Source organism: Streptomyces sp. NPDC043952 (assembly GCF_056435325.1).
This window is the reverse complement of the sequence record NZ_JBWKES010000014.1, coordinates 114069-129756: the sequence shown is the minus strand read 5'-3', so window position 1 is coordinate 129756 and position 15688 is coordinate 114069. Positions and strand designations below refer to the sequence as shown.

The following is a 15688-nucleotide window of genomic DNA, read 5'->3' as shown; positions in this document are numbered from 1 at the left end:
GATGTCCGGGCCCGCCCCCGACCGGGCGGCCCGGACATCGCCGTGCCCGGCCGTAGAGCCTTGCCCGGCCGCAGAAGCGGGTACGACGGCCCGGCGCGCGTCAGCGGTCCAGCGCCGCCGCGCCCGTCCGCGGGTACTTTTCCCCCGAGTCCTTGTAGGGGTCGGCCGGGGCGCCGATGCATGCGACCGGTGCGGCCTCGGCGGTCACCGGGATGCCGCCGGCGAGGAAGAGCGTGCCCCGAATGCCCTTTATGGCGGGCCGCGCCGCCCGCTCCGGGACAGCGCCTGCTGTCCTGGCCCGGCGGAAGGCCACGGTGCTGCCCTCAGCGGCGCAGCGCCTCGAAGGCGTCGCGGGCCGCCGTGCCCATCGCCAGTTCGATGTCGGCGGCGAGCGCGGCGCGTCGTCCCGCGCGGGTCAGAGCGGCCATGGCCACCCGGTCGCCCGACTCCGCTTCCACCACACCGATCTCGTGCCGCAGATGCAGGAACGTGCCCGTCTTCCCGCTCCACCGCAGTGTGTCCGCGCGCAGCTCGCACGCCAGCCGCTGGGTGAAGACCTGGAAGCCCATCAGCCGCCGCAGCTCGGCCGTTGCCTCGGGTACGGCGATCTCGTCGCACCACACCCGCCGCAGCAGGCCGACGAGCGCCGCGGCCGAGCCGGTGCTGGCGTGCGCCGGGTCCAGGGCCTCCAGGGTCGGCAGGCCCGCCCTCTCGTCCCGCACGGCCAGCTCCAGCGCGAGCGAGAAGTCGTCGCCGGCGGCACCGGCCGCGCACTCGTACATGTGGTTCATCCGGTGCCGTATCCGGATGCCGTCGCACCCCCACGCGCGCAGCCGCGCGTCCACTTCCGCCACCGGCACCAGGTCGAACAGCGCGTCCGCGGCGGCGTTGTCGCTCACCGACAGCGCCATCAGCAGCAGATCGCCGACGGCCACGGTGGCCGGGTGCCGGAACGCCGCGAGACCGGTGGAGCCGACGCTGCTGCGGGCCGGGTCGACGGTCACCGGCCGCGCCGCGTCCAGCTCTCCCGCCGCGATCCGGTCCAGCACGACCAGCGCGAGCGGGACCTTCGCGACGGACGCGAGGGGCACCGGCTCCTCGATGCCGAAGCCGAGTCGGGCACCGGTGTCCAGGTGCAGGGCGAGGAAGGAGCCGCGCACGCCGAGCGCCGCCCAGTCCGCCGCGACCGCCTCGGCGACGTCCAGCAGGGCACCGTCGTCGCCGACGCAGACGGGCCGGTTCCGGGCGCCGCCGGTCTCCGCCGGGCTCATCCGCGGGCCGCCAGCCGTGAGGGGGCGTCACCGGCGGCCCGGAGGTCACCGGTGTCACCGTGCCGTGCCACGCCGACCGCCCCGACCGCCGTGGCCAGCATTCGCGTCAGCCACTCCGGTACGTCCGGCGTGCCGCGCGGGCCGGGTGGCGCGCTCACGTCGTACCCGCGGTGCAGAGCCGTGTCGCCCAGCGGTGCCCAGCGGGCGTCGTACCGGCGGGCGTACGACTCGGTGCACAGCAGCAGGGCGCGCCCGGCCAGGGTCTCGGTGAGCGCGTCGGCCGCCGGCCCGGCCGGCCTGATCAGCCCCTCGGGCAGCCCGGCGCGCGCGACGGCTCGGGCGAACCGGCCTTCGAAGCACGGGACTTGGTCCTCCGCGAGGACGAGGATCGGGAGCGGTGGGGAAGCGGGCGGTCCGTTGGTACGGCGGCGGCGTGGCCGCAGCTGTTCGAGGTGGAGGGCGCGCGGCGCCTCCTTGCCGGCCGGGGCGGACGCCAGGCCCAACGGCACCCGGAAGGCGGCGTGTTCCGGTACGACGCGCAGGAGCGCGTAGGCGAGCGATCCGTCGCTCAGGCCCGACTCGCGCTCCAGCGGCGGCAGTTCGCGCATGCCGAGGGTGATCCCGTGCTCGGTGCCGGCGTGCAGCGCACGGGCCAGGGCGGCCGGGGCGCAGTCCGCGGGCACGCCGACGGGGCGCACCCGCGCCTGCCGGGCCGCGTGGGCGGCCTGTCGTAGCCGCTCGGCGCGGTCCAGGACGTCACGGGCGTAGGGGAGGAGCAGTACGCCCAGTTCGGTGGTGGTGACCTGCCGCCGGGAACGGTCGAACAGCGGACCGCCGAAGTGGCCCTCCAGCGTCTTGATCCGGCGGCTGAGCAACGGCTGGGCGATACCCAGCCGTTCGGCCGCACGGGAGAAGCTCGCCTCGTCGGCGGTCGCCACGTACGCCTCCAGATGCGCCAGCAGATCCATCCAGCAGTCATATCAATAAGGCATGGGAGTCGCACAATTCACTCTTGGACATGATCGCGTCCCCGGTGTTTCGCTGTTCCCACGGATCGCCCCGCCCGATGGGGCATGACCTGGGAGGACTTCACCATGACCGCTTCCGGACCACTCGCGCGTCGTGGCCTGCTGAAGGCAGGCATCGCGCTCACCTCCGCCGCCGCCATGGCGTCCACCGGACGCGCCGCGGCCGCCCCGGCCGCCCCGGACCCCGGCGAGCTGGCCGATCTGGAGCGGCGCTACGGCGCCCGGCTCGGCGTGTACGCGCGCAATGTGCGCACCGGTCGGGTGCTCGCCCACCGGGCGGGGGAGCGGTTCGCGATGTGCTCGGTGTTCAAGGCGTTCGCGGCGGCCGCCGTGCTGCGCGACGAGGCGCGCTGCGCGCCGATGGACAAGGTGATCCACTATCCGCCGCACGACCTCCTGCCCAACTCGCCTCGCACGCAGGAGCATCAGGCCACCGGCATGACCGTGGCCGACGTGTGCGCGGCGGCGATCCAGTACAGCGACAACGCGGCCGGCAATCTGCTGCTGCGGCAGCTGGACGGGCCGGCTGGCCTCACCCGGTTCTTCCGCTCGCTCGGCGACGAGGTGAGCCGGCTCGACCGGTGGGAGCCCGAACTGAACACGGCGGTCCCCGGCGACCCGCGCGACACCTCGACCCCCGAGGCCCTCGCCGCCGGCGTCGAGCGGCTGGCCCTCGGCCATGCCCTGGCCGCGCCCGACCGCGAGCGGTTCGTCGGCTGGCTGAAGGGCAACACCACCAGCGCCGCACGGTTCCGCGCCGGGCTGCCCGCGGGCTGGACCATCGCCGACAAGACCGGGACCGGCGACTACGCGAGCGCCAACGACCTCGGCGTCGCCTGGACCACCCGGCGCACCCCCGTGGTGCTGGCCGTCCTGTCGACCAAGGAGGGCGCGAACGACAAGGACGCCCCGGTCGACGAGGCCCTCATCGCGGAGGCGGCCCGCATCGCGGCACGGACGGTGGCACCCGGCGAGTGAGCCCGGCCGCGCCGGGCCGCCGGGACCGGTGCCACCGGGACGGGGACCGGGCCCGCCGGGGTCAGGTGCGCGGGGGCGGTTCGCCCTGTGCGGCCTGGAGGTCGGCGAGCAGCCCGGCCTGTTCCGCGAGGACTCCGGACAGGATCGTCCGCGCCACCCGCAACAGCTCGGCCACGTGCGGGCTGGTCAGGGAGTAGTAGACGTTCGAGCCTTCCTTGCGGGTCTTGACCAGATTGGCGCGGCGCAGCACCGCCAACTGCTGCGAGAGGTGGGCGGGCTCGATGCCCACCTCGGGCAGCATCTCGGCGACCGCGTGCTCGCGTTCGCTGAGCAGTTCCAGCACGCGGATACGGGCCGGATGGCCGAGCGTCTTGAAGAACTCGGCCTTCAGCTGATACAGCGGCTTGCTCACCGGACCGTCCCTTCACCGGCCCGGCGACCCGCCCCCTGCGGCCCGGTCTCGGCCCGTCCCATCGCCCCATACGTCCACACCATGGGGTCCATCCTCACCCGGAGGCCCCGCGGGGACCCAATCGGCCCCGGACCCCCGGCTGCTTACGCGCTCGGCCAGCCGCCGTAGGGGACGGTGAGCAGTTCCATGGCGTGCCCGACCGGATCCATGAAGTACACGCCCTTGCCGCCATCGTTGTGGTTGATGGTGCCGGGGTGCTTCTGGTGCGGATCGGCGTAGTGCTCTATGCCGCGTTCGGTGATGCGGGCGTACGCGGCGTCGAACTCCTTCTCGGAGACCAGAAACGCGTAGTGCTGCGGGGTGATCTTGTCCTCGGGGATGGTGGCGAAGTCCAGCGTGACGCCATTGCCCAGGGCGACGGCCACGAACGGGCCCCACTCCCCGGTGATGTCCAGGCCTACGATCTCGGTGAAGAAGCGGGCGGATTCCCGGTTGTCCCGCGCGTGGACGATGGTGTGGTTCAACTCGACCGACAAGGAATGCCTCCAGAGGCAAATCCCGGCACCTCCATGCCTCACCCGGACGGTGACCGGCACGCGATGCCACCGTCCAGTGTAGTCAGCCGTCCGACAGGCGGAGAGGGCAGGATTCGAACCTGCGCGGGCCCCGAAGGGCCCGACCGTGAGCCGTGCTCGCTGGTCCCCGATCAACCACTCCGGGCACCTCTCCCTGTGACCGGTTCCGGTTTCCCGTCCCGCTCACAGGAACAACAGTGCCAGGAGACGCTGACCGGGACCTGACGTACGGCTGACCCCGGACACCCGTAGGGGGCGTGCGGCACGGCGCGCAGCGGGAGCGCGATCAGCAGGGCCAGGGCGGGCCAGCCGGTCAGCAGCAGGGGACCGCCCAGCGTGAGGACGAGGCCGGGGCGCCGGTCGGACAGGCGTCCGGCGATGGCGACACCGGCGAGGGAGCCGGCGCCGAACAGCACCAGGGTGAGGGAGATCCACAGCTCGCCCAGCCGAGGGCCCAGAACGCGGCCCGCCAGCCGAACAGCGTCCCCGGCACCGATCCCGCCGGGACGCCGGCGATCGTGGTGCCCGACAGCAGCACCGCGAGCGCGCGGCCCTTGCGGTCGGGCGGAACCAGCGCGGCGGCGGTCGTCAGCGCCACGGCGAGGAACCCCGCGTTCGCGAGCGCCGCCGGCACGCGGGTCGCGCACAGCAGGGGGAAACCGGTGGCGGCGGCGCCCACCGCGTGGGCCATCGCGAAGAGGAGGACGAAACCGAGCAGGGCACCGCGGCCGGACCGGTCGCGGGCGAGGGCCGCCAGCAGCGGGGCGCCGACGACCATCCCGAGGGCGAAGGCGGAGCTGAGCAGGCCCGCCGTCCCGACGGTGACGCCGAGGTCCGAGGCGATGTCCGGCACGAGACCGGCGAGCATGAACTCCGAGGTGCCCATGGCGAAGACGGCGAGAGCGAGCGGATACAGCGCGAGAGGCATCGAGAGTGACTCCGGGGTGAGGAGAAGCACGAGACGGTCATCTCGTCACCGCGGTCAGCGCCCAGGGGCGCACCCGTCCGGCCGTGGCGCGCGAAGGCGCGGCGCGACGGGGGTGGGCTCAGTGGCTTCGGGGGCTGACGGCGTGACCGAAAGCCCCCACCCTGTCCGACTCAGGACTCGGCATGGCCCCGAGGCTACCCGAGCGCCGCCCGAAACCCGTACGGCTTTGCCCCAGGCTCCTGATCACCGCTAAGGTCGGTCAGGTGATCGCCGGATCGGCCAAGGGCCAAGCACGGGCAGGGTTTCCGGCCCTGGCGTGAGCGCGCGGCGGGCAAGAGCCCCGCCTTCTCCGGGAGTTCCCGCCCGGCGCCCCCAGCACGGGCGCCCGTACCGACGATCCCGGAGACACAGAAATTCCCATGCACAGCGTCCAGTTGAACCACACCGCCGTCTACGCCAGCGACCGGTACCTGTCCGCCGAATTCCTCGCCGCGATACTGGGGCTGCGGGTCGGCGCCCCGTTCGGCCCCTTCCTCCCCGTCGACCTCGGCAACGGCGTCACGCTCGACTACTACGAGAAGCGCGACGAACCGATCCAGTCGCAGCACTACGCGTTCCTCGTCCCCGACGAGGAGTTCGCGTCGATGCTCGCCCGCCTGGAAGCGGTCGGCGTCACCTACTACGCGGACCCCGCCCACACCGAACCCGGCCGGGTCAACCACCTGTTCGGCGGTTGCGGCGTCTACTTCGACGACCCGGACGGCCACAACATGGAGATCATGACCAGGCCGTACGTCCGCCCATAGCCGGCGCCCGCCGGACCCACCGGCGGCCCGCCGCCCGGCAGGGCAACTGGGCAGGGCCGCCCGGCAGGGCCGCTGGGCAGGGCCGTTCGGCCCAAGGCGGGCGGGGCGGGGCGCCCCTAGGGTTTCCAAATGCGCGGCACCGTGTCCGGCCTCCAGTGGGGGGAGGCCGGACACGGCCTCCCCCGGATGCCCCGGCGCACCCGAGTGGTAGCCGGGGTGCCGCGGTGGTAGACGTGGTACGAGTCCGGGCCCCCGGCTGCCCGCCGGGCGAAGAAGCCGACCTGGGGGCCAGGACGCTGCCCGAGGGGCGGACACCGTGCACACCGGCGGTCCGGGATCCCCGCGAGGAGTGAGCGAGCATGGCAGAACGCCCCCCATCCGGGCACCGCGCACCGGAACCGGAGGACCGCCCCGCGCGGGGCGACCTCGGGCGCCGGCTCCAGCGGCGCCGCGCGGAACTCGGACTGAGCCGGGAAGAGGTGGCCGAGCGCGCCGGCATGGCCGAGGCGTACGTCGCCCATCTGGAGCAGCACAGCACCGCCGCGCCCGACTCCGGCACCCTGCTGCGGCTCGCCGGGGCGCTGCGCACCAGCCCCCAGGAACTCGGCGGCGGATACTCCGGGCTGCCCGCCGGACTGGGGCAGGCCGCCCGCAACCCCCGGCTGGGCGAACTCGGCGAACAGGAGTGCAGGGAACTGCTGTCGACCCACGGCGTCGGCAGGTTCTCCCTCAGCACCGAGGGCGCGCCCGTGGTCCTCCCGGTGAACTACAGCGTGGTGGACGGCGCGATCGTGTTCCGGACCCGCGCGGAATCGGTGATCACGCGGGGGCTCGACCATGAGGTGGCCTTCGAGGTGGACCGGGTGGACGACGCGTTGAGCGAGGGATGGAGCGTGCTGGTGCGGGGGACCGCCCGCGCCGTGAGCGACCCCGGCGAGGCGGAGCGGCTGACCGAGCGGGCCTACAGCACCCCGTGGGCCGGCGGCGACCGCGATCTGTGGGTGCGGATCGAGCCCGCCGCGTACACGGGGCGTCGTATCGAAGCGGGGTGAGGGCGGGCGGGGCGCGGCGCCGACGGACCTGCGGGGGTGCGGAGGTACGGGGGACAGCTTGCGGGGGTGCAGAGGTTACGGGGGCACGGACCTACCGGGGTACGGGGCCCTGGCCGTACGGGGCACGGGGGCGCGGACGTAGGGGGTGCGGGGATGCAGGGGGTGCCGGCGTACGGGATACCGGGTGCCGCCGAGGCCCGCGTTACCAGTGTCGCCGGACCCGGCGGCGCCCCCGTCACCCCGGTCGCGCCATGCCCTCGGGCGTCACCGTCGGTACCAGGTTGACCACGCCGACGACCCCGTCCAGCCGCCAGGCGGCGAAGCCGGCGCGGGCGATGGCGCCGCGCAGTTCCGCGCCGCCCGCCAGGGTGACGATGCCGTCGCGCACGGACACGGTGACGGCCTCCGGCGGCAGGCCCAGCTCGCCCGACACGATCTCCTCGGACACCTGACGGCGGATCTCGTCGTCCGCGCGCAGAAAGACCCGGAGCAGGTCGCGGCGGGTGACGATGCCGATCAGCCGGTCCTCCTCGTCCACCACGGGCAGCCGCCGCACGCCGCGCCGCTCCATCAGCCGGGCCGCGTCCGGGACCCGCTGCTCGGGATGGACGGTGACGGCGGGCGCCGACATCAGCTCGCGCGCCGGCGGCTCCCGTACCGGCTCGCCGGGGGCCCGCGGCTGCCGGGCGGCCCGGTGACGCAGCAGGTCGGAGGCAGAGACGACGCCGAGCACCTTGTCGTCGTGGTCGATCACCGGCAGCCCGCCGATCCCGTACCGGTCCAGCAACCTGGCCACGGCCGTGGACGATGTCGTCTCCGACGCGGTGACGACATCGCCGGTCATCACCTCGCCGATCGTGCTGTGCGGCACGGCTCTCCTCCTTCTGGGGTGGGCGGCCCTTCGCCGGCCGGCTCGCTCCTCACCGGGCCCGCTCGACGCCCCGGCCGCGCGCCCCCGCCGTCCGTTTCGAGCCGGTACCACCAGCGTGCCGCCTCCTTCGCCTCCGGCCGAGGGCCGGGCGCCCCCGTGAACGGGACCTTTGGTCCTGTCCACGCGCCCCTTCCGGTACCGCCGGAACGGCTGCCGGGCCGCTTCTCCGGGGGCACCCGGCCCCGCGGCGACCCGCCCGGCCCACGGGCGCGACTCACCTCGACGAGGCACGCTTGTCGTACGGGAGAGCCTCGGTGGACGGCGGGAAGCGTCGGGTCGGATCCGGAGGGACACGTCATGGCTGGTCATATCGCGGCGGGAGTCGACGGGTCCCCGCAGAGCGTCGCCGCCGCTCACTGGGCGGCACAGGAGGCGGTGCGCCGGGGCGCCGAACTGCTCGTGGCGCACGCGTGGGTCGCGAACGTGCGGCCCGCCCCGCTGGCGACGCGGGACAGCACGGAACGCGGCTGGGCGGAGCGCGTGCTGCGGGAGGCGGTCGACAGCGTGCGGGCGGCGCACCCGACGCTGGCCGTGACCGGACGGCTGATCGCCGACTCGCCCGTGCCCGCGCTGCTGTCCGTGGCCGCCGGGACGGACACGCTGGTGGTGGGCACCCTCGGGCTCAGCCGGGCCGCCGGGGTCCTCGTCGGCTCGGTCTCGCTGCGCGTCGCGGGCCGCGCCCCCTGCCCGGTGGTCCTGGTGCGGGCCGGCCGCAGCGCCGCCGACGAGCATCTGCCGACCGCTCCCGGACTCGCGCCGGACGAGATCCCGAGCATCCCGTACCGCGCCGTCCTGCTCGGCCTGGACGTCGACAGCCCCTGCGACGAGCCGGTCGGGTTCGCCTTCGAGGCCGCCCGGCGCCGCCACACCGAGCTGCGCGTATGCCATGTCCACGAGCCGGACGGCGGCGCCGGTCCCGAGGGCGCGACCGCCGCCGAGCACGCCGTCATCGCGCTTCTGCGGCCCTGGCACGAGAAATACCCGGACGTGTCCGTCGCCACCACCGTCACCGAGGGCCGGGCGGGCGACGAACTCGTGCGGGCCACGGACGGGGCCGGACTCGTCGTGGTGGGCCGCCGGATCAGCGGCGGCAGGCTCGGCGAACGCCTCGGGCATGTCGCCCACGCGGTCGTCCAGCACGCGGAGTGCCCGGTCGCGGTCGTGCCGCACAACTGAGCGGACCGACAGGCGGAGAGGGCAGGATTCGAACCTGCGCGGGCCCCGAAGGGCCCGACCGTGAGCCGTGCTCGCTGGTCCCCGATCAACCACTCCGGGCACCTCTCCCTGTGACCGGTTCCGGTTTCCCGTCCCGCTCACAGGAACAACAGTGCCAGGAGACGCTGACCGGGGACTGACACCCGGCTGACCCCGAACTCCCGCTAGCAGATGGCCCGGTGCACCACGTGCCCGCCCGTCACCGTCAACGCCACCGGCGCGTCGGCGAGTTCGTCGGCGGACGCGCTCACGGGGTCCACGCCCAGCGCGGTCAGGTCGGCGCGGAAACCGGGTGCGATACGGCCGGCCACCCCCGACTCGCCCGCCGCCGCGGCCGCGTGGCTCGTGCAGCCCTCCAACGCCTGCAACGGTGTGAGGCCCGCGCGGTGCGCGGCGGCGCCCTTGGGGCGGCGGGCGGTCGCCAGCACGGCACGGGCGTCGTAGTGCGCGATGGGCCAGTCCGAGCCGAGCGCCACGATGGCGCCCGCCTCCCGCAGATCACGCAACCGCCAGGCGCGCGCGGCCCGTTCACCGCCCAGGCGGCGGGACCACTCGTCGCTGCCGTCGTCCCGCGTGTACCCGGTGTGCGGCGGCTGCATCGAGGCCGCCACGCCCAACGCGGCGAAACGGGGCAGGAGTTCGTCCGGAGCCGTCTCGATGTGCTCGACCCGGTGTGCCCCGCGCCCGCCCGGCCCGAGCGCGGCCACGGTGTCCAGTACGTGGCGTACGGCGGCGTCCCCGATGGCGTGGGTGGCGGTGCGCACCCCGGCCGCGTGCAGGGTGCGGACGGCTTCGGCGTAGGCGTCCGGGGCCGGCCAGAACGCGTCCCTGCCCTGTCCGTGGCAGTCGGGATGCTCCAGCCACGCCGTGCCGCCCTCCACGGTGCCGTCCATGAAGAACTTCACCCCGCCGACCACCCAGTGCCGCCCGCCCCGCCCCTGGAGCGCGATCAGCTCGCGCAGCGCCTGTGCGTCCGCGCCCGGCATGCACCAGGGCGCGAACCGCAGCCGCACCGGCAGCACCGCCTCCCGCGCCACCGCCGCCACCAGCTCCAGGTCCCCGCCGTCCATCACATGGGCGCCGGTGAGCCCCGTGGCGGCCATCGCGGACAGCAACTCGCCGAGCCGGGCCCGGCGTTCGGCGTCCGAGGGGCGCGGTGCGACGGCCGTCACCAGGTCCATCGCGGCATGCTCGACCAGATGCCCGGTGGGCCGGCCCCCGGCGTCGCACACCACCTGGGCCCGCTGGTCGAAGGAGCGCGGCCCGGACACCCCGGCGGCGGTCAGGGCGGCGGCGCTGGCGAGGGCGGAGTGGCCGTCGTACAGGCGCAGGAAGGCGGGGGCGTCGCCGAGGACGCCCGCCACCAGGTCGTGGTGGATCGGGCGGCCCTCGAAGACGTTGTGGTCCAGGCCGTACCCGAGCACCCAGCCCCCGATCCGCCCGGCCCCCGCCAACTCGGCGCGCAGCCCGGCCAGATCGCGCACGCCCGACAGGTCCACGCCGGTCGCCATCTCCAGGCCCCACACCGGGTGGCTGTGGGAGTCGACCAGGCCGGGCACCAGATGCGCCCCGCCCAGCTCCACCACCTCGGTGCCGGGGCCGCGCCAGTACCGTACGTCGGCCGCCTCGCCGACGGCGGTGATCACCCCCTCGCGTACGGCGACCGCCGTGGCGGTGGGACGTCCGGGGTCGAGGGTGCGCACCTGGGCACCGGTGAGGACGAGATCGGCGGCGGGCATGTCGTGAACTCCTTCGCGGTCGGGGGTCATTCGGCGGACGGGGTGATGGGCGCCGGGGGCGCTGCGGGCTCCGCGGCGAAGGACTCGTACACCTGCGGCCGGTTGCGGCGCAGCCACCACGCGAAGGGCAGCCCGAGCAGGAAGGCGACCGGTGCCGCGAGCACCAGCAGGGTGTTCACGGCCGGGGAGGCGCCGGTGAACAGGCCGATGTGCCCCACCACCAGGACGGTCGCGGTCGCGAGCAGCACCGTGGCGAGGACCGGTGCCACCACCGTGCGCAGGCTGCCCTCGCTGTGCCGCACCCGCCGGAAGTAGCAGGGCACGGCGATCGCGGCGAGCAGCTGGAGCAGCATCAGGCCGATCATTCCGGGGGTGTTCACCCACAGCAGCAACTGCTGGTAGGGGTCGGCGTGCGCGGCCCAGAAGGCGAGGACGACGACCGCGCCGAGCACGGTCTGGGCGATCCCGGCGGCGTACGGGGAGCGGTGGCGCGGGTGGATGCGGCCGAGCCGGCGGGGCAGCACGCCCTCCTCGGCCAGCGCGAGCGCGTAGCGGTTGATGGCGTTGTGGAAGGCGAGGAGGGAGGCGATGACGCTGGTGACGATGAAGACGTGCATCAGATCCGCCGCCCAGCCGCCCACGTACGTGGTGATCGCGGTGAAGAACAGCCCGGTCGGGTCTTTCCCGGCGGCCCGCACCACCTGGTCGTCGCCGAACGCCTGGACGGCGATCCACACCACGAACGCGTAGAACAGGCCGAGGAATCCGACGGCCAGATAGGTGGCGCGGGGCACGGTGCGCGCCGGGTCGCGGGCCTCGCGGCGGTAGATGACGGTCGACTCGAAACCGGTGAACGCGGCGAACGCGAAGGCGAGTACGGCGGCCGTGCCGGGCACGAGCACATGGGAGGGGGCGAGGGAGGCCAGGGACAGCCCGTGTGCGCCGCCCTTCAGCAGCACCCCGCCGGCCAGCAGGACGAGTATCCCCGTCTCCGCGACCAGCAGGACGCCGAGCAGCTTGGCGCCGAAGTCGATCGAGCGGAAGCCGCCGTAGCCGATGAGCAGCAGCCCGGCCAGCGAGACGGGCAGCCAGGGGATGTCGGCGCCGGACAGGGCGTGCAGGGTGTCGCGGGAGGCGGAGGCGAGCAGGCCGTAGACGCCGATCTCCATGCCGTTGTAGCCGAGCAGCGCGAGCAGGGCGGCACCGATCCCGGCCGGGCGGCCCAGACCGCGGGCGATGAAGGCGTAGAAGGCGCCGCCGCCCGTGACATGGCGGCTCATGGTGGTGAAGCCGACGGCGAAGACGGCGAGGGTCAGCCCGGCGAGGAGATAGCCGACCGGGGCGCCGATGCCGCCCAGCAGGATCGCGAGCGGCGCGACCCCGGCCATGACGGTCAGGGGCGCGGCGGCGGAGACGACGAAGAAGGCGATGTCGGCCGTGCCGAGGGAACCGGTACGGAGGGCGGCCGCGGCGGACGGCGCCTTCTCCTCGGGCAGTTCGGAGGTGCTGACGGACATACGGGAGGCCCTTCTGGCGGCGGAGGGGAGGGGGTCCCGGAGACGGGCGGGCGCGACCGCGGCGGCCCGGAGGGACGGGCCCGCGCGGCGCTGTCGGTCGTACGGCCATGCGGGCGCGCGGAAGGGATGGCGGGCGCCCGGAGCCGTAAACCTAAAGGCTTTCGGTTTCCGCAATGTAACCTGCCGTTGGGCATCCGGGAAGACCTCAGGGAGAACACCGATCATGGGACGGCCGCGCACCCCGCTCCTCGACCGCGAGCGCATCACCAGCACCGCGCTCCAGCTCATCGACGAGAGCGGTGACTTCAGCGTCCCGCAGATAGCCAGGCGGCTCGGCGTGCAGACCGGGTCGGTCTACCACCACGTGGACGGCCGGGACGGCATCGTGGAACTGCTGCGCGAACGCGTCGCCTCCGCGATCGAGACGGCCACCCTCGACCTCGAACCCTGGGACGCGGCCGTCGAGGCCTGGGCCCGCTCCTACCGCGCCGCCTTCGCCGCGCACCCCCGCGCCATCCCGCTCCTGATGACCTCGCCGGTGCGCGCGCCCCGCGTCCTGGACCAGTACGAACGGGCGGTCACCCGGCTGCTGGACGCCGGGTTCGAGTCCGCCGGGATCATGGCGCTGATCACCGCGCTGGAAAACCTGGTGCTGGGCTCGGCCCTCGACCTCGCCGCGCCCGAGACGATGTGGGAACTCCCGGACCGCGCCGCGACGCCCCATCTCGCCGCGGCCCTCGCCGCCGCGGGCGACCACCGGGCCGACCGCGCCTTCGAGGTGGGCCTGAGCGCCGTCCTGAACCACGCCCGGACGCTGCGCGGGACGGGCGGATCCGGGAAGCCGTGAGTTTGTCGGCACCGGCGGCACGAGCGGCACGAGCGGCACCGGCGGCTGGGCGGCACCGCCAATACCGCCGGTAGCGGCCCGGAATGGCAAGGGCCGGAAGCCCCGCGCCGTCGGCACGCGACCCGGAATCGCCTGGGCCAGCACGCCCGCGCCGCCGGACCCGGCACCGTGGTGATGCCCCCGACCGAGCGCCCCGCCGAGGCCCCGATGTCGGCGGGGCGCCTTGCACGAGCGGGGCCGGGCACGGATGCTGCGTGGTGCGTATCCCGCTCGTCGAGGTCCGGTCACCGGATGCCAAGATGGGGCGTCATGTCTGTCTGTGGGCTGTTCCGCGCCGTGCGGGCCGCGATGTTCGCGGCCGTCTGCGTGGTGCTCGCAGCCATCGGCCACGTGCTGATGTCGGGCTCCCCGGTGCCGTGGTGGGCGCTGCTCGCCTCGGCGACGGCGGTGGGGGCCCTCGGCTGGACGCTCGGTGGCGCCGAGCGCGGCCGGACCGGCGTGGTCGCGCTGACCGTCGGCGTGCAGGCATGCCTGCACCTGTGCTTCACGCTCGCTCAGGCCGCCCGGCAGCCGGGCGCGGCCGTACCGGATGACGCCGCCACCGCCAGATGGTGGGCGCGCTTCCTGCTGTGCGGGGCCGATCCGGACACCGGTTCCGCCGCGCACGCCTATCACCTGGCGGTGCGCTCCGGACTGACGCGCATGACGGACCCGCCGTCGGCACCCGGCATGGCCGCCATGGGCCACTCCGGTCACTCCATGGCCGGCATGGGCGACGTGGCGGGCATGACAGGCATGAGCGGTATGGCCGGCATGCACCACATGGCGGGCATGGGCGGCATGACCGGAACGGCTTCCTGGGGCATGCTGGCCGCCCACCTGATGGCCGCCCTGCTGTGCGGACTGTGGCTCGCCCAGGGTGAACGGGCGGCGTTCCGCGTGCTGCGGGCGGTGGCGGACCGGGCCTTCGTGCCGCTGCGGCTCGTCCTGGCCGTCCTGCTGCCGTCCCCGCGCCCGCCCCGCCCACGGCCCCGGCGGCGGCGCACGCGATGCCCGCGGCGCCTGTTGCTCGCCCACACCCTCACCACCCGAGGTCCGCCCGGAGAGATCGCTGTCGTCTGACAGCCGGCTCCCCGCCCCGTGACGTACGCGCGGCGGGCTCCCCGCTCGTGTGTCCGCACGGGCGGATCTCTCCCACCCGTGCGCGGTCGGCGGCTCCGCCGTGCCCGCTCCCCGACGGCACCGGCATGCCCTTTCGCCGGCTTCACCGCACGGGTCCAGCGAAAGGACCACGGGCAATGAGTCCTGCCCTGCCCACCGTGACCGACGAGACGGTCACCGCATGGGCGCTGGCCGCCGCGGGCGGCGACGGCGACGCGGTCGACCGGTTCGTCCGCGCGCTCCAGCGCGATGTGCGCCGTTACGTGGCCCACCTGGCCGGCGATCCGCAGAAGGCCGACGACCTCACCCAGGACACGTTCCTGCGCGCCCTGGGCAGCCTGCACCGGTTCGAGGGACGCTCCTCGGCCCGGACGTGGCTGCTGACCATCGCCCGCCGGGCGGTGGTGGACAGCCTGCGGCACGCGTCCGCCCGGCCCCGGCTGACGGACACCGGCGACTGGCAGACCGCCGCCGAGCACAGTCAGCCGCTGGGCCTACCCGGTTTCGAGGAGGGCGTCGCCCTCATGGACCTCGTCGACTCCCTGCCGGACGACCGGCGTGAGGCGTTCGTCCTCACCCAGCTGCTCGGGCTGCCGTACGCCGAGGCCGCCGCCGCCAGCAGCTGCCCGGTCGGCACGGTCCGCTCCAGGGTCGCCCGCGCCCGGCTGAGCCTCGCCGGAGCACTGGAGGCGGCCGAACCGGTCCGCGATCCGGGGCCGGCCCACGCCGGGGGACCGGTCCGCGAGGCCGAGCCGGTCAGCGCCTGACGGCACGCCCGCCGCTGCCAACCGGCGGCTGGACGGTACGACGGTACGTCGGCCACCACCCGGAGCGGCGGGCGTGCTCCACCGCTGACGCGGGCGGCCTTCCGGGCCGTCGGCGCCCCGGCGCGCGACCCCGCGCCGCCGGTCGTCAACCGTGCGGGCGGAACTGCGGACCGTAGGCCGACTCGGTGCCGGGGACCGGCAGTTCCATGAGATCGACGGCCGGGGTCTCCAGTTGGCGCATGCGCCGCACCGCGGTCCGCAGGCTGTGGCGGTCACCTTCGCCCCACGCGGTGTCGAGCGCTTCCAGCAGGCGGGTGTACGTGCTGTCGAAGTCGTCCAGGAGCCGCCGGGCCGCGGGGGGGGGGGGGGGGGGGGGGGGGGCCGGGGGGGGGGGGGGGGGGGGGGGGGGGGGGGGGGGGGGGGGGGGGGGAGGGGGAGGGTTGATGGCTCCACCACCGACG

At 74.7% G+C, this 15688-nt stretch carries 14 protein-coding genes and 3 pseudogenes; 7 read left to right on the top strand and 10 right to left on the bottom strand.

Annotated elements, in window-relative coordinates; translation table 11 throughout:
• Positions 1-323: 323 nt before the first annotated feature.
• A complete protein-coding gene (locus AC069R_RS18445; protein WP_478767837.1) occupies positions 324-1271 on the bottom strand; it encodes a serine hydrolase in 948 nt (315 codons plus the stop codon).
• Positions 1268-2239: a LysR family transcriptional regulator gene (locus tag AC069R_RS18440; RefSeq protein ID WP_478767836.1), complete on the bottom strand. Its 972-nt coding sequence runs from the start codon at positions 2237-2239 to the stop codon at positions 1268-1270. Before AC069R_RS18440 ends, AC069R_RS18445 begins: the two co-directional genes overlap by 4 nt.
• 126 nt (positions 2240-2365) lie before the next feature.
• On the opposite strand from AC069R_RS18440, the gene bla reads away from it, so the two are divergent.
• Entirely contained in the window at positions 2366-3277 is a 912-nt protein-coding gene (bla, locus tag AC069R_RS18435; RefSeq protein ID WP_478767835.1) for a class A beta-lactamase, read from the top strand.
• 61 nt (positions 3278-3338) lie between these two features.
• Here bla and AC069R_RS18430 read toward each other — a convergent pair whose 3' ends face one another.
• From AC069R_RS18430 to AC069R_RS18415, 4 genes and pseudogenes are all read right to left on the bottom strand, one after another.
• A complete protein-coding gene (locus AC069R_RS18430; protein WP_478767834.1) occupies positions 3339-3689 on the bottom strand; it encodes an ArsR/SmtB family transcription factor in 351 nt (116 codons plus the stop codon).
• A 143-nt stretch (positions 3690-3832) separates the two neighbouring features.
• Positions 3833-4225 carry a VOC family protein gene (locus AC069R_RS18425; RefSeq protein ID WP_478767833.1) on the bottom strand — a complete coding sequence of 131 codons (393 nt, stop codon included), beginning with the start codon at positions 4223-4225 and terminating at the stop codon, positions 3833-3835.
• Positions 4226-4323: 98 nt separating this feature from the next.
• A pseudogene (locus AC069R_RS18420) lies at positions 4324-4418 on the bottom strand.
• Positions 4419-4685: 267 nt separating this feature from the next.
• Positions 4686-5192: pseudogene (locus tag AC069R_RS18415) on the bottom strand (MFS transporter); the annotation flags it as partial.
• Between the two features lie 419 nt (positions 5193-5611).
• Here AC069R_RS18415 and AC069R_RS18410 point away from each other — a divergent pair.
• Both AC069R_RS18410 and AC069R_RS18405 read left to right on the top strand, forming a co-directional pair.
• Positions 5612-5998 carry a VOC family protein gene (locus AC069R_RS18410; RefSeq protein ID WP_478767832.1) on the top strand — a complete coding sequence of 129 codons (387 nt, stop codon included), beginning with the start codon at positions 5612-5614 and terminating at the stop codon, positions 5996-5998.
• Positions 5999-6357: 359 nt separating this feature from the next.
• Positions 6358-7050, top strand: a complete 693-nt coding sequence (locus AC069R_RS18405; protein ID WP_478767831.1) for a helix-turn-helix domain-containing protein — start codon at positions 6358-6360, stop codon at positions 7048-7050.
• Positions 7051-7285: 235 nt separating this feature from the next.
• On the opposite strand, the gene AC069R_RS18400 is transcribed toward AC069R_RS18405, so the two are convergent.
• Positions 7286-7921 carry a CBS domain-containing protein gene (locus AC069R_RS18400; protein WP_478767830.1) on the bottom strand — a complete coding sequence of 212 codons (636 nt, stop codon included), beginning with the start codon at positions 7919-7921 and terminating at the stop codon, positions 7286-7288.
• 357 nt (positions 7922-8278) lie between these two features.
• On the opposite strand from AC069R_RS18400, the gene AC069R_RS18395 reads away from it, so the two are divergent.
• Positions 8279-9157 carry a universal stress protein gene (locus AC069R_RS18395; protein ID WP_478767829.1) on the top strand — a complete coding sequence of 293 codons (879 nt, stop codon included), beginning with the start codon at positions 8279-8281 and terminating at the stop codon, positions 9155-9157.
• A gap of 13 nt (positions 9158-9170) precedes the next feature.
• Here the strand turns inward: AC069R_RS18395 and AC069R_RS18390 are convergent.
• The 3 genes and pseudogenes from AC069R_RS18390 to AC069R_RS18380 all read right to left on the bottom strand — a co-directional run bounded on the left by AC069R_RS18390 (position 9171) and on the right by AC069R_RS18380 (position 12452).
• Positions 9171-9265, bottom strand: a pseudogene (locus AC069R_RS18390).
• Between the two features lie 95 nt (positions 9266-9360).
• Positions 9361-10935 (bottom strand): amidohydrolase, encoded by a 1575-nt coding sequence (locus AC069R_RS18385; protein ID WP_478767828.1) that lies wholly within the window; start codon positions 10933-10935, stop codon positions 9361-9363.
• A 26-nt stretch (positions 10936-10961) separates the two neighbouring features.
• Positions 10962-12452 carry an APC family permease gene (locus AC069R_RS18380; RefSeq protein ID WP_478767827.1) on the bottom strand — a complete coding sequence of 497 codons (1491 nt, stop codon included), beginning with the start codon at positions 12450-12452 and terminating at the stop codon, positions 10962-10964.
• A gap of 223 nt (positions 12453-12675) precedes the next feature.
• Here AC069R_RS18380 and AC069R_RS18375 point away from each other — a divergent pair, with 223 nt between their 5' ends.
• The 3 genes from AC069R_RS18375 to AC069R_RS18365 all read left to right on the top strand — a co-directional run bounded on the left by AC069R_RS18375 (position 12676) and on the right by AC069R_RS18365 (position 15227).
• Positions 12676-13299 (top strand): TetR/AcrR family transcriptional regulator, encoded by a 624-nt coding sequence (locus AC069R_RS18375; RefSeq protein WP_478767826.1) that lies wholly within the window; start codon positions 12676-12678, stop codon positions 13297-13299.
• Positions 13300-13608: 309 nt separating this feature from the next.
• Positions 13609-14421 carry a hypothetical protein gene (locus AC069R_RS18370; protein WP_478767825.1) on the top strand — a complete coding sequence of 271 codons (813 nt, stop codon included), beginning with the start codon at positions 13609-13611 and terminating at the stop codon, positions 14419-14421.
• Between the two features lie 176 nt (positions 14422-14597).
• On the top strand, positions 14598-15227 hold the full coding sequence (locus AC069R_RS18365; protein WP_478767824.1) for a sigma-70 family RNA polymerase sigma factor: 630 nt from the start codon (positions 14598-14600) through the stop codon (positions 15225-15227).
• The last annotated feature ends 461 nt before the right edge of the window (positions 15228-15688 follow it).